General features: G+C 72.1%; 29 protein-coding genes and 1 tRNA gene. 15 read left to right on the forward strand and 15 right to left on the reverse strand.

From position 1 onward, the window contains the following. Positions 1 to 5: 5 nt before the first annotated feature. From GA0070608_RS08285 to GA0070608_RS08300, 4 genes are read right to left on the reverse strand one after another with little or no spacing between them, the layout of a single operon-like run. Positions 6 to 1025 carry a SpoIIE family protein phosphatase gene (locus GA0070608_RS08285; protein ID WP_091634620.1) on the reverse strand — a complete coding sequence of 340 codons (1020 nt, stop codon included), beginning with the start codon at positions 1023 to 1025 and terminating at the stop codon, positions 6 to 8. Beyond that, on the reverse strand, positions 1022 to 1441 hold the full coding sequence (locus GA0070608_RS08290; protein WP_091624476.1) for an ATP-binding protein: 420 nt from the start codon (positions 1439 to 1441) through the stop codon (positions 1022 to 1024). Before GA0070608_RS08290 ends, GA0070608_RS08285 begins: the two co-directional genes overlap by 4 nt. Then, positions 1438 to 1848 carry an STAS domain-containing protein gene (locus tag GA0070608_RS08295; RefSeq protein ID WP_091624481.1) on the reverse strand — a complete coding sequence of 137 codons (411 nt, stop codon included), beginning with the start codon at positions 1846 to 1848 and terminating at the stop codon, positions 1438 to 1440. The genes GA0070608_RS08290 and GA0070608_RS08295 overlap by 4 nt, the downstream gene beginning before the upstream one ends. Then, positions 1848 to 2702, reverse strand: a complete 855-nt coding sequence (locus GA0070608_RS08300) for an STAS domain-containing protein (RefSeq protein ID WP_091624486.1) — start codon at positions 2700 to 2702, stop codon at positions 1848 to 1850. Before GA0070608_RS08300 ends, GA0070608_RS08295 begins: the two co-directional genes overlap by 1 nt. Before the next feature lie 161 nt (positions 2703 to 2863). On the opposite strand from GA0070608_RS08300, the gene GA0070608_RS08305 reads away from it, so the two are divergent. Further along, positions 2864 to 3220, forward strand: a complete 357-nt coding sequence (locus tag GA0070608_RS08305; protein ID WP_091624489.1) for an STAS domain-containing protein — start codon at positions 2864 to 2866, stop codon at positions 3218 to 3220. Between the two features lie 8 nt (positions 3221 to 3228). On the opposite strand, the gene GA0070608_RS08310 is transcribed toward GA0070608_RS08305, so the two are convergent. Then, positions 3229 to 4536 carry an MFS transporter gene (locus GA0070608_RS08310; RefSeq protein ID WP_091624492.1) on the reverse strand — a complete coding sequence of 436 codons (1308 nt, stop codon included), beginning with the start codon at positions 4534 to 4536 and terminating at the stop codon, positions 3229 to 3231. 50 nt (positions 4537 to 4586) lie between these two features. On the opposite strand from GA0070608_RS08310, the gene GA0070608_RS08315 reads away from it, so the two are divergent. The 4 genes from GA0070608_RS08315 (at position 4587) to GA0070608_RS08330 (ending at position 6590) form a co-directional block, all read left to right on the forward strand. Further along, positions 4587 to 5270, forward strand: a complete 684-nt coding sequence (locus GA0070608_RS08315; RefSeq protein WP_091624494.1) for a FadR/GntR family transcriptional regulator — start codon at positions 4587 to 4589, stop codon at positions 5268 to 5270. Between the two features lie 39 nt (positions 5271 to 5309). Next, positions 5310 to 5783: a large conductance mechanosensitive channel protein MscL gene (gene mscL, locus GA0070608_RS08320; protein WP_091624496.1), complete on the forward strand. Its 474-nt coding sequence runs from the start codon at positions 5310 to 5312 to the stop codon at positions 5781 to 5783. Positions 5784 to 5865: 82 nt separating this feature from the next. Further along, entirely contained in the window at positions 5866 to 6114 is a 249-nt protein-coding gene (locus tag GA0070608_RS08325) for a hypothetical protein (protein ID WP_091624499.1), read from the forward strand. 107 nt (positions 6115 to 6221) lie between these two features. Beyond that, positions 6222 to 6590, forward strand: a complete 369-nt coding sequence (locus tag GA0070608_RS08330; RefSeq protein ID WP_091624503.1) for a hypothetical protein — start codon at positions 6222 to 6224, stop codon at positions 6588 to 6590. Between the two features lie 278 nt (positions 6591 to 6868). Here GA0070608_RS08330 and GA0070608_RS08335 read toward each other — a convergent pair whose 3' ends face one another. Further along, positions 6869 to 8218 carry a benzoate/H(+) symporter BenE family transporter gene (locus tag GA0070608_RS08335; RefSeq protein ID WP_091624506.1) on the reverse strand — a complete coding sequence of 450 codons (1350 nt, stop codon included), beginning with the start codon at positions 8216 to 8218 and terminating at the stop codon, positions 6869 to 6871. 62 nt (positions 8219 to 8280) lie between these two features. Between GA0070608_RS08335 and GA0070608_RS08340 the strand changes: the two genes are divergently transcribed. Next, positions 8281 to 8853, forward strand: coding sequence for an XRE family transcriptional regulator (locus GA0070608_RS08340; protein ID WP_245715738.1), 573 nt, complete (start codon positions 8281 to 8283; stop codon positions 8851 to 8853). Positions 8854 to 8966: 113 nt separating this feature from the next. Here the strand turns inward: GA0070608_RS08340 and GA0070608_RS08345 are convergent, their stop codons facing one another. Further along, positions 8967 to 10031, reverse strand: coding sequence for a LuxR family transcriptional regulator (locus GA0070608_RS08345; protein ID WP_091624510.1), 1065 nt, complete (start codon positions 10029 to 10031; stop codon positions 8967 to 8969). 63 nt (positions 10032 to 10094) lie between these two features. Between GA0070608_RS08345 and GA0070608_RS08350 the strand changes: the two genes are divergently transcribed. Together GA0070608_RS08350 and GA0070608_RS08355 are read left to right on the forward strand one after the other, a co-directional pair. Beyond that, complete coding sequence (locus GA0070608_RS08350; protein WP_091624515.1) at positions 10095 to 10814, forward strand: PP2C family protein-serine/threonine phosphatase; 720 nt, start codon at positions 10095 to 10097, stop codon at positions 10812 to 10814. A 71-nt stretch (positions 10815 to 10885) separates the two neighbouring features. After that, positions 10886 to 12085 (forward strand): GNAT family N-acetyltransferase, encoded by a 1200-nt coding sequence (locus tag GA0070608_RS08355; protein ID WP_091624520.1) that lies wholly within the window; start codon positions 10886 to 10888, stop codon positions 12083 to 12085. Positions 12086 to 12194: 109 nt separating this feature from the next. Here GA0070608_RS08355 and GA0070608_RS08360 read toward each other — a convergent pair whose 3' ends face one another. The 5 genes from GA0070608_RS08360 to GA0070608_RS32535 all read right to left on the reverse strand — a co-directional run bounded on the left by GA0070608_RS08360 (position 12195) and on the right by GA0070608_RS32535 (position 15144). Further along, a complete protein-coding gene (locus tag GA0070608_RS08360; RefSeq protein ID WP_091624522.1) occupies positions 12195 to 13277 on the reverse strand; it encodes an NAD-dependent epimerase/dehydratase family protein in 1083 nt (360 codons plus the stop codon). Positions 13278 to 13295: 18 nt separating this feature from the next. After that, positions 13296 to 13628, reverse strand: a complete 333-nt coding sequence (locus tag GA0070608_RS08365; RefSeq protein ID WP_245715739.1) for a hypothetical protein — start codon at positions 13626 to 13628, stop codon at positions 13296 to 13298. A gap of 117 nt (positions 13629 to 13745) precedes the next feature. Then, a complete protein-coding gene (locus tag GA0070608_RS08370; protein ID WP_091624526.1) occupies positions 13746 to 14237 on the reverse strand; it encodes an anthrone oxygenase family protein in 492 nt (163 codons plus the stop codon). Positions 14238 to 14460: 223 nt separating this feature from the next. Continuing rightward, positions 14461 to 14889, reverse strand: a complete 429-nt coding sequence (locus GA0070608_RS33350; RefSeq protein ID WP_245715740.1) for a hypothetical protein — start codon at positions 14887 to 14889, stop codon at positions 14461 to 14463. Between the two features lie 81 nt (positions 14890 to 14970). Then, positions 14971 to 15144, reverse strand: coding sequence for a hypothetical protein (locus GA0070608_RS32535; RefSeq protein ID WP_176733665.1), 174 nt, complete (start codon positions 15142 to 15144; stop codon positions 14971 to 14973). Between the two features lie 243 nt (positions 15145 to 15387). Here GA0070608_RS32535 and GA0070608_RS08385 point away from each other — a divergent pair, with 243 nt between their 5' ends. From GA0070608_RS08385 to GA0070608_RS08395, 3 genes are all read left to right on the forward strand, one after another. Continuing rightward, positions 15388 to 16188: a helix-turn-helix domain-containing protein gene (locus GA0070608_RS08385; RefSeq protein WP_091624533.1), complete on the forward strand. Its 801-nt coding sequence runs from the start codon at positions 15388 to 15390 to the stop codon at positions 16186 to 16188. Further along, complete coding sequence (locus tag GA0070608_RS08390; RefSeq protein WP_091624537.1) at positions 16179 to 16370, forward strand: DUF397 domain-containing protein; 192 nt, start codon at positions 16179 to 16181, stop codon at positions 16368 to 16370. Before GA0070608_RS08385 ends, GA0070608_RS08390 begins: the two co-directional genes overlap by 10 nt. Before the next feature lie 146 nt (positions 16371 to 16516). Then, a tRNA-Lys gene (locus tag GA0070608_RS08395) sits at positions 16517 to 16591 on the forward strand. A 62-nt stretch (positions 16592 to 16653) separates the two neighbouring features. On the opposite strand, the gene GA0070608_RS08400 is transcribed toward GA0070608_RS08395, so the two are convergent. Further along, positions 16654 to 17079, reverse strand: a complete 426-nt coding sequence (locus GA0070608_RS08400) for a tyrosine-type recombinase/integrase (RefSeq protein ID WP_091624541.1) — start codon at positions 17077 to 17079, stop codon at positions 16654 to 16656. Between the two features lie 200 nt (positions 17080 to 17279). Continuing rightward, complete coding sequence (locus GA0070608_RS31930; protein WP_141719425.1) at positions 17280 to 17591, reverse strand: hypothetical protein; 312 nt, start codon at positions 17589 to 17591, stop codon at positions 17280 to 17282. A 672-nt stretch (positions 17592 to 18263) separates the two neighbouring features. On the opposite strand from GA0070608_RS31930, the gene GA0070608_RS08415 reads away from it, so the two are divergent. Genes GA0070608_RS08415 through GA0070608_RS08425 form a run of 3 tightly spaced genes read left to right on the forward strand, consistent with a single transcriptional unit; the run spans position 18264 to position 21366 of the window. Next, positions 18264 to 18953, forward strand: a complete 690-nt coding sequence (locus GA0070608_RS08415) for a hypothetical protein (RefSeq protein WP_091624554.1) — start codon at positions 18264 to 18266, stop codon at positions 18951 to 18953. Then, positions 18953 to 19831, forward strand: coding sequence for an ABC transporter ATP-binding protein (locus GA0070608_RS08420; protein WP_091624558.1), 879 nt, complete (start codon positions 18953 to 18955; stop codon positions 19829 to 19831). Before GA0070608_RS08415 ends, GA0070608_RS08420 begins: the two co-directional genes overlap by 1 nt. Beyond that, complete coding sequence (locus GA0070608_RS08425; protein ID WP_091624561.1) at positions 19828 to 21366, forward strand: hypothetical protein; 1539 nt, start codon at positions 19828 to 19830, stop codon at positions 21364 to 21366. Before GA0070608_RS08420 ends, GA0070608_RS08425 begins: the two co-directional genes overlap by 4 nt. Before the next feature lie 38 nt (positions 21367 to 21404). Here GA0070608_RS08425 and GA0070608_RS08430 read toward each other — a convergent pair whose 3' ends face one another. Continuing rightward, positions 21405 to 21788, reverse strand: a complete 384-nt coding sequence (locus GA0070608_RS08430) for a MerR family transcriptional regulator (protein ID WP_091624564.1) — start codon at positions 21786 to 21788, stop codon at positions 21405 to 21407. 59 nt (positions 21789 to 21847) lie between these two features. On the opposite strand from GA0070608_RS08430, the gene GA0070608_RS08435 reads away from it, so the two are divergent. Further along, a complete protein-coding gene (locus tag GA0070608_RS08435; RefSeq protein ID WP_218107501.1) occupies positions 21848 to 22753 on the forward strand; it encodes an aldo/keto reductase in 906 nt (301 codons plus the stop codon). The last annotated feature ends 20 nt before the right edge of the window (positions 22754 to 22773 follow it).

Raw genomic sequence — 22773 nt, forward strand, 5'->3', positions numbered from 1 at the left:
CCCGGTCACGACCACCCCCGGACGACCAGGACACAGGCGTCGTCGCGACGGGTGCCGGCGTCGCGCAGCACCGTCCCGGCCACCACCAGGGGCGACCGGTCGACGAGACCGGGATAGTTGGCGAGCTGCCAGCGGTCGACCACCCCGTCACTGTGCATCACCAGCAGGGCGCCGGCCTCGAACGGGTAGTCGTACTCCCGGACCGAGGGCCGCTGGTGCCCGGCGATGCCAGGCAGCGAGACCAGGCCCCGCCGCTTGCCGTCCGCGCCGACCACGGCGGCGGAGATGTTGCCCAGCCCCGAGTAGCGCAGCACCCCGGCCGACGGATCCGGCTCGGCCACGGCCAGCGCCGCGCCCCGGGTGTGCGACATCGAACGGTGCAGGTGCTGGACGACCACCGACGGTGGCCCCGCCGGCGCCTTTCGGAACGCGTCGAGCGCGGCGTCGGTGGCTGCCGCGGCGAGCGGGCCGTGCCCCAGTCCGTCGCAGACCAGCACCTGGCGCCGGCCGTCGACGATCCGCCAGGCGTACCCGTCGCCGCTGACCGACTCCCCGGCCAGCGGCCGGCTGAGCGCGCCGACCCAGGGCCGTTCCCGCTCGACCGCACGGCCGGGCCAGAGCTGTACGGCGAGGACGGTGCCGCGTTCCGGCCGGGAGTAGCCGTCGAACCAGCTGGCCTGCCGGACGATCGCGCCGAGGCCGATGCCGAGCGTCCCGGCGGTGGAGTGTCCATCCTGGGATGAGACGGTGAGGTCGGCCATCCCCGGCCCGGTGTCGAGGGCGACCAGTTCCACACCGGCCTCCCCGTCGCGCCGCACCGGCCGCAGCAGCAGAACGCCGTGGTCGGCGTGCTTGACCAGGTTGCTGGTCAGCTCGGCGGCGACGATCGCCAGGTCGGCGGTGCGGGCGTCGCCCAGGTCGAGCTGGACGCCGAGCCGTTCGGCAGCCCGCCGCACCGCGCTGGCCGAGCTGCCGTTCTCCACCCGGAACCAGACGCCGCGGTCAGAGACCGCGTCGTCGTTCATCGGGACCACTTGGTGACCGTGATCCGGGTGCCCTCGCCGACAGCGGTCTGGATGTCGAACTCGTCGACCAGCCGGCGTGCGCCGCTGAGCCCGAGGCCGAGCCCGCCGCCGGTGGTGTAGCCGTCGGTCAGCGCCAGATCGAGGTCGGCGATGCCCGGGCCGGAGTCGGCGAAGACGATGCGCACGCCCCGTCGCCGGCCGTTGTCCGCGGTGCTCACCTCGACCATGCCGCCACCGCCGTAGACCAGGGTGTTGCGGGCCAGTTCGCTGGCCGCGGTGACCACCTTGGTCTGGTCGACCAGCGAGAGCTTGACCCCCACGGCCACCGTACGCACCAACTGCCGGACGCGTACCACGTCCTCGTCGCTGCGGATCGCCTGCGCCTGCGGCTGGCCCAGGTCGACGCCCGCCGTCACGACGACGCCGTCGTCTCGGTGTCCGGCTCGTCGTCGAACGCGAACTCTCTCTCGTCGGTGTGGGCCGCGATCAGCTCCATGCCCCGCTCGACGTTGAGCGCCGTCCGGATGCCGTTGAGCGACAGGCCCAGCTCGACCAGCGTGATGGCGACAGCGGGACGCATCCCGACGACGACCGTCTCCGCGTCGAGCACCTTGGAGATCGAGGCGATGGTCGACAACATCCGCCCGACGAAGGAGTCGACGATGTCCAGGGCGGTGATGTCGATGATCACACCGTGGCAGCCGGTGGCGACGATCCGCTCCGCGAGGTCCTCCTGGAGCTGCACCGCCGTCTGGTCGGACATGTCGACCTGGATGGAGACCAGCAGGATGTCGCCGATCTTGAGGATCGGCACCCGCTCCATCACGCCTCCCGGCGCTGGCGGCGGGTCTCGGCTCCGGTCGACCGGAGGACGTGTCGCAGCGCGTCGGCGAGGCTGGCCTTGGTGGCGATGTCGCCGAACTCGATGCCCAGGGCCACGATGGTCTGCGCGATCTGCGGCCGGATGCCGGAGATGATGCAGTCGGCGCCCATCAGCCGGGCGGCCACCACGGTCTTCAGGATGTGCTGGGCGACCTGGGTGTCCACCGCCGGTACGCCGGTGATGTCGATGATCGCGTAGGGCGAGCCGGTGTCGACCAGCGTCTGGAGCAGCCGTTCCATCACCACCTGGGCCCGGGCCGAGTCGAGGGTGCCGACCAGCGGCACGGCGACCACGCCCTCCCAGAGCTTCACCACCGGGGTGGAGAGCTCCAGCAGCTGCTCCGCCTGGTCGGCGATGAGGCTCTCGCGGGTGCGTACGAAGCTCTCGAAGGTGAACAGACCCATCTGGTCGATCAGCGCGGAGAAGGCGACGTAGTCGCGGAGCGTGTGGGGGCCGCCCTCGGCCTCCATCAGCTCCAGCAGCACCTCCTTGAGCGAGAACACACTGATCGCGGTCTCGGATGCGGAGAAGCCCTGCCGGGCGCGACCCCGGGACAGCTCCGAGAGCACGGCGCGCAGCTCGGTGGCCTGCTCGGATTCGAGATCGATGACGCCCTGCCCACCGGCAGTGATCATGCTGGAGTGCAGCTCCTGCACCTGCCGGCGCAGCTCCCCCTGGCTGAGTCGCCCGCGTAGGGACCCGGCGATGATCTCCGTCCAGTGTTGCGTGATCCGCTCGGCGTGGCCGGTCAGCAGACCGGCTAGCCGGTTGCTCTCCTCGGCGCTCAGCGCCATGGCAAACCCCCTTCGACCTGGACGGCGGACTCTATCACCGGAGGCCGGAGCGCTATTTGCCGCATGGCAACAAATGAGGATGGCCACCGGATACCGGCTCCCGTTCTGCGTACCACCCCGATCGTGGGATACCGTTTCCCCGATAACAGGAGGTCTGGCGAATGTCCTTGACGGTGCACACGGAACAGCGCGGCGACGTGGTCGTCGTGTCGGTCGCGGGCGAGCTTGACATGGCCACAGCACCGCAGCTCCAGGACCAGATCACCGATCTGCTCGACAAGGGCCGCAGTCGGCTCGTCTTCGACCTGGCGAACGTCTCGTTCTGCGACTCCACGGGCCTGTCGGTGTTCGTCCGCGCCAAGAACAGCTGCGACGAGGCCGGCGGCGTGGTGCGGCTGGCCGCCCCACAGCGGGGCGTGCTCCGCATCCTCGAGGTGAGCGGTCTCGTCGAGGTCCTGCACACCTACCCGACGGTCGACCAGGCCGTGGCCGGCGACCCCACGCCGGCCACCTCCTGACGGTCCCCTCACACCTCGTCCTCGATGTAGCGGGGACGGGCGATCACCATGCCCGCGCCGGTCTGCACGGCGAGCGCCACCAGCAGGAACCCGATCGGCACGGTCCACCCGCCGGTCGTTCCGTAGAGGATGCCCACCAGCAGCGGCCCCAGGGCGGCGATGAGATAGCCGACGCTCTGGCTGAACGCGGAGAGCGCCACCGTTCCCTCCGTGGTCCGGGCGCGCAGCCCGATGGTGGCCAGGATCATCGGGAAGGCGCTCTGCCCGACCGCGAGCAGCACCACCCAGAGCAGCGCACCGTCGTGCGGCGCGACGGCCATCCCGACGTAGGCGAGCGCCATCGCGGTGGAGAGCGTCAGCACCAGCGGGTGCAGCGTGCGCAGCCGGCCGGCGAGGGTGGGCATCAGCAGCGCGATCGGCACGCCCAGCGCCGTCACCCCGGCGAGCAGTAGGCCGGCGTCCTGGGGACGGTAGCCGGCGTCGCGGAAGAGCTGGGCCAGCCAGCCCATGATCGCGTAGGCGCCCAGCGACTGTGTTCCGAAGTAGACCGCCATCGCCCAGCCGAGCCGGGTCCGGCCGGGCCGGATCCGGCTGGGCCGGGGCACCACCGCCGCCGGGGGCGCCGCCCGCCGGGCCGCGCGCGCCCGCAGCGCCAGCGGCACCCACGGGAGCAACGCCACCAGGGCCAGCCCGGCCCAGACGGCGAGCCCGGCCCGCCAGGTGCCGAACAGGTGCGCCACCGGCACCGCCGCCGCGGCGGCCACCGTCGCCCCCACCGTCAACGTCATCGAGTACGCCCCGGTGACCAGCCCGATGCGGTGCGGGAAATACTGCTTGACCAGGAGCGGGAGTAGGACGTTCGCCACCGCGATCCCGGCCAGCGCGAGGGCGCTGCCGAGGATGAAGACCAGCGCGGAGCCCGTGGCCACGCGGACGAGCTGCCCGGCGGCGAGGATGATCATCGCCACCACCAACACCCGGGCCGGGGAGTGCCGGCGGACCAGCCGGGGAGTGAGCGCCCCGAAGACGGCGAAGGCCACCGCGGGCAGGGTGGTCACGAACCCGGCCAGCGCACCGGAGAGGGCCAGGCCGTCGCGCACCTCGTCGAGCAGGGCGCCCAGGCTGGTGATGGCGGCCCGCAGGTTCAGCGCGACGAGCAGCATGCCGACGAGCACGAGCAGGCCACCGGCGACCGGGCCGGCCGGCGTGGGGGTGGGCACGCCGTCCGGCCGGGTGCCCGCGCCCGGCGCCTGGGCGGCGGGGGACGGCGGGGCGCCGGCGTCGACGGCCGGGACGGCGGTGGTTGGCGGGGTCATGCGTCTGAACCTACAATCATGGGATGAATTCCAGGCAGGTGATGTAACCAGTGCCACCGCCGGTTGATTCCGTCGCAGCGCCGCCCAGGGGGCACCGGGTACGGCAGACCATCGCGCAGCTCAGGGAGCGGATCCTCGGGGGCGAGTGGCCGGTCGGCGGGCGGATCCCCACCGAGCCGCAACTGGTCGCCGCGCTCGGTGTGGGGCGCAACACGGTCCGCGAGGCGGTGCGGGCGCTGGTGCACGCCGGGGTGCTGGAGTGCCGGCAGGGCTCCGGGACGTACGTGGTGTCGACCGACGAGCTGGCCCCGGTGGTGGCCCGCCGGCTCACCGCCGACCGGATGGCCGAGGTGATCGAGGTGCGCCGCGCCTTCGAGGTGGAGGCCGCCCGGCTCGCCGCGCTGAGGCGTACGACCGAGGACCTGGCCGCCCTCGACGGCGCGCTCGCCGCCCGCGAGGCGGCCTGGCGCGGCGGCCGGGTCGACGAGTTCGTGGAGACCGACGCGGCGCTGCACACCGCCGTGGTCGCGGCAGCGCACAACGGCATGCTCGCCGAGCTGTACGCCTCGGTCGGCACCGCGCTGCGCAGTACGGTCGCCCAGTCGATGGGCGACGCGCTGGAGCCGGAGCGCTACGTCGACCACTCCCGGCTGGTCGAGGCGATCCGGGCCGGCGACCCGGGCCGGGCGGCGATCGAGGCCGGCGCTTTTCTGGAGCCCCCGCCCGGGGCATAGGTTGTGCCGGACGGAAGACCGGACACCTCGGGAGTACGGATGCTCAAGGGCTTCAAAGACTTCATCATGCGCGGCAACGTCGTCGACCTGGCGGTCGGTGTCGTCATCGGCGCCGCGTTCACGTCGGTGGTCACCACGCTGACCAACGCGTTCCTCAAACCGCTGATCGGGCTCTTCGTTCTGCTGCTCACCGGCAAGAGCAACGGGCTCGCAGGAGCCGCGTGGAAGATCCGTGGTGTCGAGTTCGACTGGATCAGCTTCATCAACGCGCTGATCACCTTCCTGCTCACCGCGGCGGCCCTCTACTTCCTCGTGGTTTTCCCGATGAACAAGCTGGCGGAGCGGCGCAAGCGGGGCGAGGAGCCGCCGCCGAATGCGCCGAGCGAGGAGGTCAAGCTGCTCACCGAGATCCGGGACGCCCTGGTCGCCGCCGGCCACACCACCCCCGGTCAACAGCGCGGCGCGCTCGACGACGTACTCGGCCGCCGGGAGGAACCGCCCACCCGACACTGAACCCGGCGCACGCACATCAGCCCCTGCGGGATTCCCGCAGGGGCCGCCTTTTTTCGTACGCATGTTCGATAGAGTCCCCGCCATGGAGCAGCGGAAGCACTGGTGGAACGGGAAATGGGGCCGGCTGGCCCGGCGCGACGTCTTCCTCCGGGTGGACGCCGACCGGTGGCACGTCGAGCAGCGCGCCGGCGGCTCCGAGGGTGTCTCCCGGTTCTATGAGCACGACACCGCCGAGGAGGCCGAGGAGACGGTCCGGGCGCTGCTCCAGGGCACCGACACCTGGCGTGAGCTCTCCCCGCGCCCGCCCAGCGCCTGGTCCCCGGAGTCCTGACGCACAGCCACCACGAGATCCTGGACAGTTGCCGTTCGGGCCGAACGACAACTGTCCAAGATCTCGACGATGGTTTAGCCGGAGCGGGGGCCGGGAACCGCGCCAGGATGGAGCAGCAGGGCATCGAGGCGACAGTTTCCCGGGTCAACACGGGCATGCGGGTGATCGACGTCGACGGCACCGAGGTCGGCACCGTCGACCTCGTCCAGCGGGGCGACCCGAACGCGGTGACCGTGCAGGCGCCGACCGCCGACCCGGGCAGCAGCCTGGACGAACTGATCGAGTCGACGGCGGTCGAGGAACCGGACGTGCCCGCCGACCTGGCGGCCCGGCTGCTGCACAGCGGCTACCTCAAGGTCTCCACCGATCTCGTCCGCGCCGGCGCGGTCTACGTGCTCGCCGAGCAGATCGACGCCGTCACCGACGGCCAGGTACGCCTCGACGTCCCGGCCCGGGACCTGCCGCCCGAGGAGTGAGCGACGTCCTGCCACCGCCGGGTGCCCACCCAGCGGTTGGGCGTGCCCGGTCGGGGTCAGGTCGCACGGCACAGCGCTGGCACCGCACCGGGCATACCCGCCGCACGCTGTCGAGCTGATGTCGTAGGCGATTCAACTCCCGCAGGCCGCCGGGGGCCCTGCCGACACCTACGCCGCGCTGCCGCCCCTGGACGGCTGCCGAGCGGTACCGATGCCGGTGGCCGGCCGTGGCGGAGCCGTGATGTCGTAAACGACTCAGCTCGACAGCGCGTGGACGGTCAGGTGCCGCTGGCCCGGCCACCGCTCGGCGACGAGGCGACCGCGACGGAATCCGGCCCGGGCGAAGCCGGCAATGGCGGCGCGGTCACGGTTACGGCCGCGGGTTCGGTCACGGTCGCGGGTTCGGCCGCAGTCACGGTCGCGGGTTCGGTCGCGGGTTCGGCCGTCGGCCCCGGCCCCGGCGCGGTCGGCTCGGCGGAGCGGTGGCGGAAGAGCAGGAGCATCACCGCGCCGGCGACCAGGCCCCAGAACGCGCCGCCCACGCCGACCAGGGTCACCCCGGAGGCGGTGACCACGAAGGTGACCACCGCGGCCTCGCGGGCCGCCGGCTCCGCCAGCGCCGAGGTGAGCGCGGTGGCCAGCGCGCCGAGCAGCGCCAGCCCGGCGACCGCCTCGATCAGCACCGGCGGGGCGAGCGCGACCAAAGCGGTGGCCGCCCCGGCGCCCAGCCCCAGCAGGGCCAGCCCGATCCCGGCGGTGACCGAGGCGATCCAGCGACGGTCCGGGTCCGGGTGGGCGTCCGGGCCGGCCGCCAGCGCGGCGGTGATCGCGGCGAGGTTGACCGCGTGCCCGCCGGCGGGGGCGGCGACCACGGTGGTCAGCCCGGTGGCCCGCAGCGCGGCGCCGAAGGGCGGCCGGTAGCCGTAGCCGACCAGCACCGCCATCCCGGGGACGTTCTGCGCGGCCATGGTGACCAGGAAAAGCGGCAACGCCAGGCCGATCAGGGCGGAGACGTTCCAGGCCGGGGTGGTGAGCTCCACCGCGGGCAGCAGCCGGGCGCCGCCGAGGCCGGTGACCGGGGTGGTCAGCGCGATCGCCGCCACCGCGACGACCAGCGCGCCCGGTACCGCCCAGCGCCGGGCGAAGCGGTGCAGCAGCAGCCAGGCCAGCACCACGGGGACGGCCAGCCGGGGCACCTCGACCAACGCGCGGACGGGGGCGGTGCAGAGCGGCAGCAGCACCCCGGCGAGCATCGCGCCCGCGATCGGCCGGGGGATCGCCGCGACGGCCCGCCCGAGCACGGGGAACAGCCCGGCGGCCACGATCAGCACGCCCGAGACGAGGAACGCCCCGACGGCGACGGGCCATCCGCCCGGCACCGCGCCGGTGGCGACCAGCAGCGCCGCGCCGGGGGTGGACCAGGCGATGCTCATCGGGATGCGGTGCCGAAGGCCCAGCCAGACGGCGGAGACCCCGGCGGCCATGCACACCACGAGCAGCCCGGAAGCGGCCTGTGCGTCCGAGGCGCCGACGGCACGCAGGCCGGCCAGCACCACGGTGAACGAACTGGCGAACCCGACCAGCGCGGTCACCACACCCGCCAGCACCGGTTGCGACCGTCCCGCCATCCCCCGCCCCCGCCCGCTCCGTTCCGTTTACGGAACATGGAAACGTGTAGCACGATAGCGGGGTGCCGCTGACGCCACCAATCCACCGAACGGCCCCCGACCCGGGCGCCGATCCGGGCGCCGAGGACGTCGGGCGGCGGATTCGCGCCCTGCGGGGGGAGCGGGGCCTGTCGCTGTCGGCCCTGGCCCGGCTCGCCGGGGTGGGCAAGGCGACCCTCTCCGGACTGGAGAACGGCACCCGCAACCCGACCCTGGAGACGCTCTACGCGATCACCGCGCAGCTCGGCGTACCGCTGACGGCCGTGCTCTCCGGCCCGGCCTGCGGGCCGACCGTCCGCGGCGCCGCGGTCAGCGCCATCCTGCTGGAGGTCTTCGAGGACACCGACGCCACCTACGAGCTGTACCGGATGCTGGTCGCGCCCGGCCCGGAGCAGCTCTCCCCCGCCCACCAGCGGGGCGTCACCGAGCACATCACCGTCTTCGCGGGCGTGCTGCGCGCCGGCCCGGTCGACGCCCCACTGACCGCCGCCGCCGGCGGGCACCTGCGCTGGACGTCCGACGTGCCGCACGTGTACGCCGCCGTCGGCGACGAGGAGGCCGCCGCCAGCCTGCTGCTCCGCTACCCCCGCCGCTGAACCCACCGACGACGGCACCCCGACGGGCCGCCCCGTCGACCGGGGCCAGCCACCGACCGGGGCCAGCCGTCAACCAGGGCCAGCCGTCGACCGGGGCCGCCCGTCGACCTGGGTCAGCCGTCGGCCGGGGCCGACACCGGCAGTCGCCGCCGCACGGCCCAGATCGCCGCCTCGGTACGCGACGCCGACCCGGTCTTGCGCAGCAGGTTGGACACGTGCACGGTGACCGTACGCACCGAGATGCCGAGAGCCCGCGCCGCCTGCTTGTTGGACATCCCGGCGACCAGGCAGCCCAGCACCTCGATCTCCCGCCCGGTCAGCTCGGCGTCGACCGGGTCGGCCGGTCGCTGCGGCACCGCCCCCTGAACTGAAGCTGCGGGCCGCGCTGCCGGCGGACGCGGAGCGGGCGGCGGACGGAGCAACGCCTCGGGCCCCCGGCCGGCGTGCGCTGCGAGCAGCTCGGTCAGCGCGTACGGGTTGCCGCCGGTGCGCTGCCAGACGGCGCGCACCAGCCGGCCGGACGGGCGTGGGTCCGCGTACACCTGGGTCAGCACCTCGGCGACCTCGGCCGGAAGCAGCGGTCCGAGGTGTTGGCGGACGGCGCCGCGGACGCCGCAGAGCCGGGCCAGGGCACGGACCGCGAGGTCCGGCGCGACCGCGTCCTCGGCGGGCCGACTGGCCACCACCAGCAGCGCCGGCAGGTCACCGGCGGTCGCCAGCTCGCCGACCAGGTTGAGGCTGGCCGGGTCGAGGGCGTGCAGATCCTCCACCACCAGCACGGCCGGGCCGGCAGCGACCAGCAGCCGGACGACCCGCACCGCGAGCCGCAGCAGGGTGCCCGGCGGGTAGCGCTCACGCGGCGCGGTCGGCTGCTGGGCGAGCCAGGCCAGCGCGTCGCGCGGCAGATCGAGCCGGCTCGTGTCCCGACCCGTGAGAACGGCGGCCAACCAGTCGTACGGGGCGGGGCTGTGCACCCGGGCGGCGCCGGAGAGCACCACCGCCGGCCGGGGGGCGAACGCCTCCAGGGCTGCCGCGACCAGCAAAGACTTGCCCACCCCGGCGGCACCGGTGATCACCGCGACGGTCAACGCGGGCCGCCGGGACGTGACCACGGTGGACCACGCCCGGTCGAGCTCGGCCAGCTCACCGGCGCGCCCGACCATGGACACCGGCATCATTCCCCAACCCTACGCAGTAGTGCGTAGAGACGGCGGGAGGGTGTTCTTGGCAAGCTTGACCCCATGACGCTGATCCTCCGCTCGGCCATCCTCAACGACATCGGCCTGGTCCGCACCAACAACGAGGACTCCGCCCTTGCCGGTGACCGCCTTGTCGCGGTCGCGGACGGCATGGGCGGCCTGCCCGCAGGCGAGGTGGCGAGTGAGATCGTCATCCGCATCCTGGACGAGCTGAGCCCGCCGACCAACCCCGACGAGGCGGCCGGGGCGCTGCGGGCCGTGGTGAGCACCGCCAACCGGCGCATCCACGCCGCCATAACCGTCGACCCGGCGCGCGACGGCATGGGTACGACGCTGACCGCCGCCCTGCTCGCCGGGGACGCGCTGGTGCTGGCCCAGGTGGGTGACTCCCGCTGCTACCTGCTGCGCGACGGGGAACTGACCCAGCTCACCCGCGACGACACCTTCGTCCAGGCGCTGGTCGACCAGGGGACGCTCTCGCCCGAGCAGGCGCGGCACCACCCACAGCGGTCCCTGGTGACCCGGGCGGTGCAGGGGTCGGACACGCCCCCGGCGGTCGGGGTGCTCACGGTCGTCGCGGGCGACCGGCTGCTGCTGTGCAGCGACGGGCTCTCCGACTACGTCGAGGACGGCACGATCGCTGCCGCGCTGAGCACGTACGGCGACCGCCACCAGTGCGGCGAGCAACTCGTCAAGCTCGCCCACCAGGCCGGCGCGCCGGACAACGTGACCGTCGTGGTCTCCGACGTCGTCGCCGTCTGAAGCGGTGAGCACCGGCCCGTCGACCGGCGATTACGGTTGCGGGGACCGCCGGGCCGGGATGGGATGGGCGGATGACCATCCGCCGGGTGAACGCCGAGGAACGACTGACCACCAGCTTCCCGCTCCAGGCGTACGCGTTCGAGACGTCGCCGCGCAGCGCGGCCCGGGCGGAGGAGTTCCGCGACTACCTGCCCTACAACGAGGGCAACCGGACGCTGGTCGTCGAGGAGAACGGCGTCACGCTGGCCGCCGCCTCGGCGATCCCGATGCGGCAGAACGTGCGCGGCGAGGTGCTGCCGATGGCCGGCGTCGCCGGGGTGGCCACCCACCCGCTGGCCCGCCGGCAGGGGCACGTACGTGGCCTGCTGCACCAACTGCTCGACGAGATGCGCGACGAGGGGCACCAGCTGAGCGCGCTGTACCCGTTCCGGCCGTCGTTCTACGCCCGGTTCGGCTACGTGGGGCTGCCGGCGCCGCGTACCGTCACGTTCTCGCCGGCCGACCTGGACGGGCTGCTCCGCGCCGACCTGCCGGGCGAGGTGCGCTGGGAGCGGATCGGCGGGGGCTACCAGGACTGGCGCACGTTCACCGAACGGTGTCTGGGTGAGCGGCACGGCTTCGCGATCTTCCCCGGCTACCGGGACGTGGGGCTGCGCGACCGCGACGAGCACTGGCTGCTGACGGCCCGCTCCGGCGGCACGGTCACCGGCGCGGTGATCTACCGGATCGACGACCACGGCGGCACGCTGGCCGCCGGCGACCTGCTCGCCGGCGACCCGGTCGCCCGGACGCTGCTGTTGCAGTTCTTCGCCCGGCACGTCGACCAGGTGGAGCGGGTGACCCTCCAGCTCCCCGCCGACGAGCTGCCGGAGCTGTGGCTGACCGACCTGGCCGTGCACGTCGAGGCACGGGTGGCCCGACCGAACGCCGCCGCGCCGATGGCCCGGCTGCTGTCCGTCGACGCGTTGGCGGGGCTGCCCGTCGGGCCGGGTCGGGTGCGGGTGGAGCTGACCGGCGACCGCTGGCTGGCCGGGTCGTGCCTGCTGGACGGCACGACCGGCACGCTGGAGCTGGTCACCGGCGCCGCCGCCACCGCCGGCTCGCCGCCGACCGCCACGCTGACCGCCGCCGGCATCTCCGCCCTGGCGTACGGGGTGCTGGACCCGGTGGAGGTGGGCCTGCGAGGGCTGGGCACCATGTCGACGGACGCCGCGACGGAGCTGCGCCGCCTCTTCCCGCGCCAACTCCCCTACCTCTTCGCCGACTTCTAATCCCCCACCCCTCGATCGCCTCGTTGATCAAGAGGTTTGCGTTCTCCGTGGTGCCGATCCAGGACACAAACCTCTTGATCAACCCGAGCGGTGGCGGGTGGGTGGGGGGTTAGTTGGGGTTGCCGTGGCCGGCAGGGCGACCGCGTAGCAGGGCCGCCGGCCGGCCGGGGCGGTCGGTGGCCGCCGACATCGGTGGGCTGGCGGTGTGCGCACCCTCGGCCATGCCGGCGAAGAGTTCCTTCAACGCGCTCACCGCGTCGTGGCGCGGGTGCCAGCCCAACTCCGTCTCGGCGCGCTCGCTCGACATCAGCGGGGCGTGCAGCGCCAACTCCACCCAGCCGGCGTCGACCGGTTGCAGCCGCGCCCGCCAGGTCAGCGCGGCGGCGGCGCGCAGCACCGGGGCGGCCACGGGCACCGTCCAGCCGTGGAAGTGCCGGGCCACCAGCTCCGGAGTCAGCACCGGGTCCGCGGCGACGTTGAACGCGCCGCGCGCGTCACCCAGAACCGCCCGGGCGTACGCGTCGGCGACATCGTCGGTGTGCACCGCCTGCATCCGCAGCCGAGGATTCGTCGGCACCAGCGGGATCCGGCCGAAGCGGAGCAGCCGGACAGGCGCGAACGGGCCGAGAAAGTAACGGGTGATCTCGGTGGCCGCCGCCCGCTGGAAGTTCAGTCCGGGCCGCAGCCGCACCACCCGCAGCCCGGGATGCTCCCGCTCGGCGCGGTCGAGCAGCGCCTCCACCTCAGCCTTGTCCCGGCTGTACGACGAACCGGGCACCCCCGTCGCCGGCCAGCGCTCGGAGACCGGGCGGTCCTTCGGGCCGGACGCATAGGTGCCGACCGACGACGCGTACACGAGAGCCGGCACCTTGGCGCGGACCACCGCGTCGATCACGGCCGTGCTGCCGCCGACGTTGGTCCGGTACAGCACCCGCTGGTCGTGGCTGGGCTGGATCTGCCAGGCCAGGTGCACCACCGCATCGGCCCCGGCGAAGACCTCGGCGAGCTGGCCGGCCGCCCCGGGCAGTCCGATGTCGCAGGAGTGCCACTCCACCTGGTCGTACGGCTCGCCGCAGTCCGGCCCGGGCAACCGCCGCACCACCCCGGCGAGGTCCAGTCCACGTTCCCGCCGCAGCCGGCGCAACAGGGCGGTGCCCGCGTTGCCGGTCGCCCCCACCACCACGATCCGCATGCCCCGGTCCGTACCCGGTCAGCCACGAGTCAATCGCGCTGCCGCTCGCCGCCGTCGGGGCCGGGGCGAGTCACGGACCCAGCTCTGCTTCCCGCCCCGGCGCCGGCCGTCCGAGGCGGCCAGGCAGCGTGGGCAGATCCGGCCGACCGGGTCCGCCTCGGTGAGTACGTCCGTGGAGGCGTACTCGAACCGCACATGCGGAAACCGGCGCAGCCGGGTCCGGCTGAGCGGGAGCCCGCAGACGGTCTGGTTCTGCCCGGGCAGCCAGGCGTGCACCTCTCCGGCCGGATCCCGTACGCCGTCCGGCCCCGTCTCCTCGCCGGAGGCCGCCACGGCCGGGGTGCTGCTCATCCTCATACGGGCCCGGTTCCCCCACGCCCACCCGCCCATGCCTGCCGCGCCGGTGGTGGCGACGTCGGTCACCGCGCCGGTGATGGCGACGGCGCGGCTCTCTTAGCGCGGCGATGCTCAGCCCCGCCGGGTCAGCAGGGCCGCGATCAGGCAGGCGAAGGCGGCCACCGAGGAGAGCGTGCGGACGAGGTTCCAGCGCACCCAGGCCGCCTCGAACCAGAGCCGCACGTCGGCCAGGTCGGCGATCCGGTCCACCGGGCCGGCCGCCTCCAACCGGTCGTTGAGCGGCACGTTGAGGCGGATGGTGACGCCCAGGGTGACCAGATAGCAGGCCAGCGCGGCGACGGTCCAGAGCAGGACCGGCCCGCCCCGGGTGAGGTGCGCCGCGGCGGTCACGGCGAGCAGCAGCAGCGCGCCGAGGAAGGCACCCAGGAACCAGCCGTTGAGGATCTTCCGGTTGATCGACTGCATCGTGCCGACCAGCGTCCGGTCGTCGGTCGCGGCCAGGCCCGGCATGACCGCGCAGGTGAACGCGAAGAACAGCCCCGCCACCAGCCCGCTGGTCAGGGTCGCCCCGGCCAGGGCGGCGGTACGGATCGTCTCGGTCAAGGTGGTCCTCCCCCGTTGTCGTCCCCACCAGTCAACCGCCCCGCGATCCCCCCGCCCATGGCCAACCCACTCACCCCCATAAGCACCCGTCCACCACCCCCTCGGCCCGCCCCTCCACCCGCCCCTCCACCCGCCCCTCCACCCGCTCCGGCGTCAGCGTCAGCGTCAGCGTCAGCGTCAGCGTCAGCGTCAGCGTCAGCGTCAGCGTCAGCGTCAGCGTCGATCATGGAGTTGTGGCCCTCAAGATGTGCCACTCGCACTTTTTGCCCGGGCCATAACTGCATGATCGACGACGCTGGGCCGACGAGGGCGGGGGCCAGGGGCGGGGGCCAGGGGCGGGGGCGGGAAGGGCGCTGGGCGGGAGGGCGGGAGGGCGAGGGGCGGGTTGACGGGGGCGGGAGGGCGGGGGCGCCCAGGTGGTGAAGCGGTGGGTCAGGTCGGCGCGGGGGCGGGAGGCGTCCAGTTCGGCGAGTTGAGCGAGTTGGGCGGCGGCCTCGGCCTGGAGGGTGGCGAGGTGGAGCAGCAGGGCGATCCGGTCGGTTCGGTACTCGCCGAGCAGGCGCAGCTTCGCCGCCGAGCAGGGCCAGGCGATCCCGCAGGCCGTACAACGCCAGGTGGGGCGGGACGGCACATGCTCACGGCGCCGGGTCACCGCGACGGCACCTTGACGACGTCGCCCGGTCCACCCGGACGGAGGCGTACCGCTCGCGTGGCCGGAGCGTGCTGTCCGGGTTCAGCCCTCGGCCACGCGGCTCGACCCACCCCGCACCTGGAACTGGCTCCGGTCGAGGACCTCAGTGGCATACATCGCGAGCGCCCCGGTGCCGAACTGGTAGGAGTCCTCCGGGACGCGGATGACCTTGCCCGGCGCGATCGTGCGCTCTTCACTTGGCCTGTCGACTGTCACGCCTTCCTCCCGCCCGTCCGCCTGCTTGCCGATGGAAGGGGGCCGCCGACGGCCGCTTGCCCGAGGGCGGCCCCCGCGAGAACCACCCCCGGCCAACGCTCCACGGACAGCCCTCGCTGATGACACTCTGCTGTGGAGGCGACTACGCTCGGAAGGCTCCGGAGGTGGCCGGGTCGGGCTGGCCGAGCCCTTGCCCGACGGGTGGCTTCATGGGTAGTCGATCTTCAAACTGGGAGGCCCTGAATGGCCGACGTGCCGAGTCCGCTCGCCGCCTTCATCCTGGGCGAGATCCGTCGCGCCCGGGGCGGCGCCGGCATGACGCAGGAGACGTTCGGCCGGGGCGCTGGCTTCAGCGCGTCGCACGTCAGCGCCGTCGAAGGCGGCACCCGGGCGCTGACGATCGACTTCATCAAGGGCGCCGACCGGGCCCTCAGAACCGGCGGACTGTTCGAACGGCTCGTCGCCAGCCTCGGCGCCCCGTCCTGGTTCCTGCCCTGGCTCGACGCCGAACGCACGGCCACCCAACTCCGCTACTTCGAGCCGAACCTGATCCCAGGTCTGCTCCAGACGGACGCCTATGCCCGCGCGGTGCTTCGGCTCGATCCCCGACTCAGCGATGACGAGATCGAACGGCGGGTGATGGCGCGAGTCGAGCGACAGGTGATCCTGACGCGCGAGCCGCCGCCACAACTCGTCGTCGTGGTAGACGAACAGGCGATCCGGCGCGCCGGTGAGGGCAGCGAGAAAGTGATGGCTGAGCAGTTGACGCACCTACTAGCCTGCGCGGAGCGACCGCACATCAGCGTGCATGTCGTCCCGGCTGACGTCGGGCTACACGCGGGGCTCTCGGGCCCGCTGTCGCTGGCACGCCTGGCCGGCGGAAGTTGGGTGGGGCACTTGGAAAACCAGCTCGGCGGAGACGTCGTAGATCGACCGGAAAAGCTGGATACGCTCTTCGATCGATGGGAAAGCGTCCGCACCGAGGCGCTGCCGAGGCGGCAGTCCCTCAACCTGATCAAGGAAGTAGTGAGTCCATGGATCTAACTGGCGCCTTGTGGCGGAAGTCCACCCGGAGCGGGACCAGCGGCGGGAACTGCGTCGAGGTGGCCGACAACCTGCCCGGCGTGGTCGCCGTCCGCGACTCGAAGGACCCGACCGGCCCGGCCCTGACCTTCGCCCCCACGGCCTGGCGCGCGTTCCTCGCCCCCACCGCCCGGCGGGCCTGACCGCCTGCGTACGCCCGGAGATGCCCGTCCCTCGACGGCGGGCGCTCCGGCGGCGAGGTTTGCCCGGCGGCCCCGAGCTGCCGGTGTCAACGGCGGCGCGAAAGCCGAAAGCCGCGACCGGCCGCCGTCCGGTAATCTGAGCGCGCGGGCCGCTAGCTCAATGGCAGAGCTGTGGACTTTTAATCCATAGGTTCAGGGTTCGAGTCCCTGGCGGCCCACCACAAACCGCCCCTGAGCTGCGAGAACGTCGGACCAAGATCACCGGGCACAACCAGGGCACAACTCAACTCCGATCTTGGTCCGCGCGAGGATCCCGCCGCGTGCTGTCTGCGTCTCGCAGGAGGCCACCGACCAGGCCCCGCGGCCGGTCCTTCTTCGGCATCCAGTGGACGTAGGTCTCCAACGTGATCCGCAGGTTGGCGTGCCGCAGCGCCTTCTGCACCTCCTGAGGCTCCACGCCGTTACTCATCAGCGTGGTAGCGAAGAAGTGGCGCAGAGAGTGGAAGGTCCCTTCCTTCGGCCAGCCGGCCGCCTCGCGCCAGTCCGCCCACAACTCCGACCAGTAGGTGTCAGCCAGCAGCTTCCCCCGCGACGACGTGAACAGGAACGCCACCGAACGAGTCAGCCGCTCCCCCGTGGTGATGTCGGGAAGCTCGAACTCGACGGGTCCGACCGCGGTGAGGTGCGCGGCGAGCTCTTCGGCAACCACGGCTCACTCTGGCGGGGATGCCGCCGGGCCGCCGTGGTCGTCATTCGGTGCTGGGCTTGGCCGAGGTGGGATTGCCGAGTCCTTGACCAGTGAGCGCAGGCGGACCGCGCCACAGGTCAGAGCATTGCACCGACTCCTGGATAGATCGGGTTCAGTGGTAGCCCCTCTTGGACCAAGCTTTCTGCGTCAGCGAGTGCTTGTCACCAGGGGCAGGTGTAAACCTGGAACGTGCGATTGCCGTTGTAGCCGGTCCCGGTGACATGCTCAATGATCGCCCACACCCAGTTTTCGTCCGAGCCTGGGTCGGGAATGTTGGCCTCGATCGACAGCGGCTCGCCGTCATCGACGGTGAGCTCGCCGTTGGTGTAGACGGCGCGCCGGACTTTCACGCCCTCGTTGACGAGGGTGAATCCGTAGTGCTCGATACGCTGGAAAAGAAGACGGTCAGGGTGTTGCGCCCGGGTCTGGCATCGACGACGTGCAGCATCTCCGGGTCCCAGAGTTGTTGCCACTCTTGATCTCTGGCGACAAAGACAACGTCGTGAGCGAGCCCGCTGGTCGCCTCCTCGGAGGTAGCCAGCGCGCCCGTGGCGGTCGCGGTCGCCGACAGAAGTGCAAGCGGGTCTTCTCCGCGCGCGAACAAAGCTGACGTGTTCCACCCCATGATGACATTGTGCACTGCTTCGTTGAGGATCCACGGTTACCGCGACCTTGCCGGTGAAGGCTCAGTGCGTAGACCCGCCAGCCGAACGAAGATCTCCCGAGGGGCTGGCCACCATTGACTCGGCCGCCCTGGTCCGATGTCACAGACGACTCAGCTCGACAGCGTCGTACGACCCTTTCGGCTGCGAACCGGCTCGGCGACCGCCATCGCTTCCTGGAGCGCGGATCACCCTTCCAAGGCCCAAGTCCGGGGCGTGACCAGCGCGCCGAGCAGGTCGACGCATGCTGCACGAGCCCCCCGTGATCAATTGACGCTGAGCCGGTCCGGCGAGCCCTCAGAGCCCGGTTTTCTGTCAACGGATGAGCACTCGCCGCGACCGGTGGTATGCCTGGCACTACCCCTGTTCGGGCGTCTGGTGGTAGTGCTTCGAGCCCTCCTCGGGTGATGTGCTGAACATTCCGCTATCACCCAACAGGAGCAATTAATGCGTGTTGCGCCGCTGCTTTCCATTGCAGCCCTTATGGCCGTTTCCGGCTGCGCCGACATACGGGCGATCAACGAAACCCGCGACGACCGGCAGGAGTTCAGCCTCTCCGGCGACCGGCTGGTCATCGACAACGACGGCGCCGACCTGCGCCTGGTCGCCGGTGCTGGCGCTGCCATCGAGGTGCAGCGGTCGCTGACCGGCAAGGCCACCGTCGACGACAACGCGTCCTGGTCCATGGACGGTGGCACGCTACGGCTGAAGGTCAAGTGCAGCGGCCTCGTGCCCGACTGTGGCGGCCGGCACATCGTGCACGTGCCGGCCGGCGTCGTGGTCGAGGTGAACAGCGACGCTCCGGTACGGGCCGTCGGGCTCGACGCCGACTTCTCCGCGACGGTGACCGATGCCTGGCTACGGGTCGAGGAGTCGACCGGTGCCCTGCGGCTGCACGCCGAGGAGGGCGTCGACGTCACCGGGGCGCGTTCCGCCAATGTCACCGTCACGTCGACCGGCAGGAGCGTCAACCTGGGCTTCGCCAGCCCGCCCGATCGGGTCGAGGCGCGGGCCGGCGGATCGGTGCAGGTCAGCCTGCCCGGTGGGCCGGAGACCTACCGCGTCACCGCCGCACCCGGCCGCCCCGCTCTGACCAGCGATCCGGCCAGCAAGCGAACCGTCACCGCCACCGCAGGCGTGGGCCACACCGCCCAGGTACGGAAGGTGGGCTGATGTTCGAGTTGATCGATGTGACAAAGGTCTACAAGGGGCGCAAGCTGGCCGTCGACGGGGTGACGATGCGCTTCGGCTTCGGTGTGGTGGGCCTGCTGGGCCCCAACGGCGCGGGCAAGTCGTCGCTGATGCGGATCGCCGCCACGGTCACCAGGCCCACGAGCGGGCGGGTGCTCTTCGACGGCGCCGACGTCGTCGCGAAGCCGGACGAGCTCCGCCGGCAGCTCGGCTACCTGCCGCAGGACTTCGGCGTCTACCCCAATCTCAGCGCGCGCGAGTTCCTGTCGTACCTGGCGGCCGTCAAGGGCCTGTCGGCCCGGTCCGCCCGGGCCCGCGTCGACGAACTACTGGAACTGGTCAACCTGACCGAGGCGGCCAAGCGCCCGATGGGCAGATACTCGGGCGGCATGCTGCGCCGCGTCGGCATCGCGCAGACACTGCTCGCCGACCCGCGGGTACTCATCGTCGACGAGCCCACCGCCGGCCTGGACCCGCAGGAACGGGTGCGGTTCCGCAACCTGCTCAGCGACCTGGCCGCCGACCGGCTCGTTCTGCTGTCCACCCACATCGTCTCGGACATCGAGTCGGTGGCCGGTGACATCGCCATCGTGGCCCAGGGCCGGCTGCTGCGTCGCGGCACCCCAGAAGAGTTGCTGCACACCGTGGCGGGGCACGTGTGGGAGACGGTCGTCGGGCCGGACGAGGTCGCCGCGGCGCAGGCCCGGCACGTTGTCAGCCGGATGGTCCGTACCGCAGACGGCGTACGCCTGCGGCTGCTCTCGACGACCCGGCCCGGACCGGACGCGACACAGGTCTCGCCCGACCTGGAGGACGCCTACCTCGGGGTGGTCGGCGGCGTCCGGGAGCTGACGCGATGAGGCCGCGCGTGCTGGGCGCGCTCGCCCTCGCGGACTTCCGCGAGCGCGTACGCCGGCCGGGGTATCTGGTGGTCCTGCTGGCCGCCGTGGGTCTGGGTTACCTGGCCGCGCCGTCCTCCGGATCACACTGGACGATCGTCAACGCGGGGATGTACCGGGGTGTCTACAACAGCGCCTACGTCGGCACGGTGACCGCGCTCGCCGGAGCGCTGTGGCTGTCCGTCGGCGGTTTCTACGTCATCCGGACGACGCTCGCCCGCGACGAGCAGTCCGGCGTCGGGCAACTCCTCGCCGCGACGCCACTTCGGATGTCCGGTTACCTGGTCGGCAAGTACCTCAGCAACCTGCTGGTGCTGGGATCGATGGCAGCGGCACTCGCCGGCACGGCAGTGGCGATGCAGTTGGCACGCGGCGAGTCGTATTCCGTCGACCCGATCGCCATCCTCCTGCCGTTCGCGCTCTTCACGTTGCCGGCGCTGGCGCTCACCGCAGCCGCCGCGGTGCTGTTCGAGACCCTCCCGGTGCTACGCACCGGGTTCGGGAACCTGATCTGGTTCTTCGTGTCGATGTTCGCGGTGATGGCCGGACAGTCGCCTGACGCGCCACTGGGCGGCCTCGGTATGCACGTGTTCGCCGAGTCCATGCGCGACGAACTGGCCGCCCAGGGGATCAGGCTCACCGAGATCGCGCTGGGCCTGATGTACCTCGACATCCCACCCCGCGCCGTCGTGTGGACAGGCATGGACTTCACCGCGGGCTTTGTCGGCGATCGAATTCTCCTCCTGGTGCTGGCGACCGCGGTCGCGGCGCTGCCGGCCATCTGGTTCGGCCGCTTCGACCCGGCCCGCGCGGTTCTACGCGCCACGCCCGCACCAGCCGCACCGGCCGCAGCCACGGTGGAACCCGTCCCGGCCCACCCGGTGGTGTCGTCTCCGCAGACCATGCCGCAGCGCGGCCACAGCTTCGGCCGTCTGCTCGTCGGCGAACTGCGCATCCTCACCCAGGGCGTCTCCTGGTGGTGGTGGCTCGGCGCTGCCGCGCTGATCGTCATCGGCGCGGCGATGCCCGCGAGCGCCTCGGGAACGATGCTGATCGCAGCCTGGATCTGGCCGGTGCTGATCTGGTCGCGGCTCGGCACCCAGCCCCGCGAGTACGGCGTCGAGGCGCTGCTCGGCGCCTACCCCTCGCCTGTCCGCGGCGTGCTCGCCCAATGGTTGGCCGGCGTCGCGCTCACCGCGCTGGTCGGGCTGGGTGCCGGCGTACGGATGGCGGCCGCCGGTGACCTGGCGGGCTGGCTGGCCGGGGCGGCCTTCATTCCCGCGCTCGCACTGGCCCTGGGTGTGCTGAGCCGGACGAACCGGCTCTTCCAGGTCGTCTATCTGCTGCTGTGGTACGCCGTACTCAACAACATGGTCGGTTTCGACTACCTGGGCGCGCTGGACGGCGGCCCGTCCCCGATCCTGGTGGGCGCCGCCACGGCGCTGCTGCTGACCGCGGCCCTCTCCGTCGTCGCCGCCCGCCACACCCGCCGATAGCCAGCCGGGGACGCGAGCACCTTGACCGGTGGTCGGGCCTATCCGGCCAGTGCTGGTGCGCTGGCCGGAGCGGAGAGGTGGTCCTCTTGGGCGGCAGAGACGATCTGGTCCAGAGCGGACCGGCTCTCCTGGAGGGTGGTCAACTGCTCGTCGAGTTCTTCCAGGCGATGCTGGAGCACCTTCAGCATGCACGGCGCGACCTGACCGTCGCCGTCGACGCATGGCAGGACGTCGCGGATGACGCTCGTGGGCAGGCCGGCGCGCAGCAGCCTGCGGATATGCCCGACAGTCAACGGCGCGTCGGGCCCGTAGCGGCGGTGCCCTCCCTCCCGGTGCTCGGGCGCCAGCAACCCCTGTTCCTCGTAATATCGCAGCAGGCGAACGCTGACGCCGGTCCGTCGGGCAAGTTCGCCGATTCGCATGTGATCCCCCTCCCATCTACTTGAATCTCACATCGATGAGAGATTCTAGCGTGACAGGCATGACCACCACACAGACCACCAACAGCCGAAACACCGGTGTCGGCGGCGACCTGACAGTCAGCCGTATCGGCTACGGCACCATGCGCCTGTCCGACACCCCTGGCATCCCTCCGACCGAGGCCATCGTCTGGCAGCCGCCGACCCCGCGCGCCGACGCCATCACGATGTTGCGCCATGCCGTTGAGCGCGGGGTACAGCTGATCGACACCGCCGACGCCTACGCCCTGGGCGGCAGCGAGGAACTCGTTGCCGAGGCGCTACACCCGTACCGCGACGGCGTCGTGATCGCCACGAAGATCGGCATGACCCGGCCGAGCCCGGCCGAGTGGGTGCCCGTCGGTCACCCTGCCTACCTGCGCCAGCAGGCCGAGCTCAGCCTGCGCCGGCTCAAGGTTGAGCGGATCGACCTGATGCAGCTGCACCGCATCGACTCCGAGGTCCCGCTCGCGGACCAGATCGGCGCGCTCAGGCAGCTACAGCAGGAGGGCAAGGTCCGCCACATCGGCCTGTCCGAGGTGACCGTCGACCAGCTACGCGAGGCACTCCGAATCGCCCCGATAGCGTCCGTGCAGAACTGGTACAACCTGGCCCACCGCGAGCACGAGGCGGTGGTCGACTTCACCGCGGAGCACGGCATCGCCTTCCTGCCGTTCTTCCCCATCGCCATCGGAAGCCACGCCACCAACGACAGCCCGGTCGCGAAGATCGCCTCCGAGGTCGGCGCCACCCCCGCGCAGACGGCCCTGGCCTGGCTGCTGCACCGCTCCCCGAACATCGCGCCGATCCCCGGCACCACCTCACCGACGCACCTGGACGAGAACCTCGGCGCGCTCGACATTGCGCTCACCGGCGAGCAGATCGCCCGCCTGGACGCCATCGCCGAGCAGGCTGAATCGGGCACGTGAGCCCGGCCCGGCGGCCCGCC

The organism is Micromonospora peucetia (genome assembly GCF_900091625.1).
Taxonomy (GTDB): domain Bacteria; phylum Actinomycetota; class Actinomycetes; order Mycobacteriales; family Micromonosporaceae; genus Micromonospora; species Micromonospora peucetia.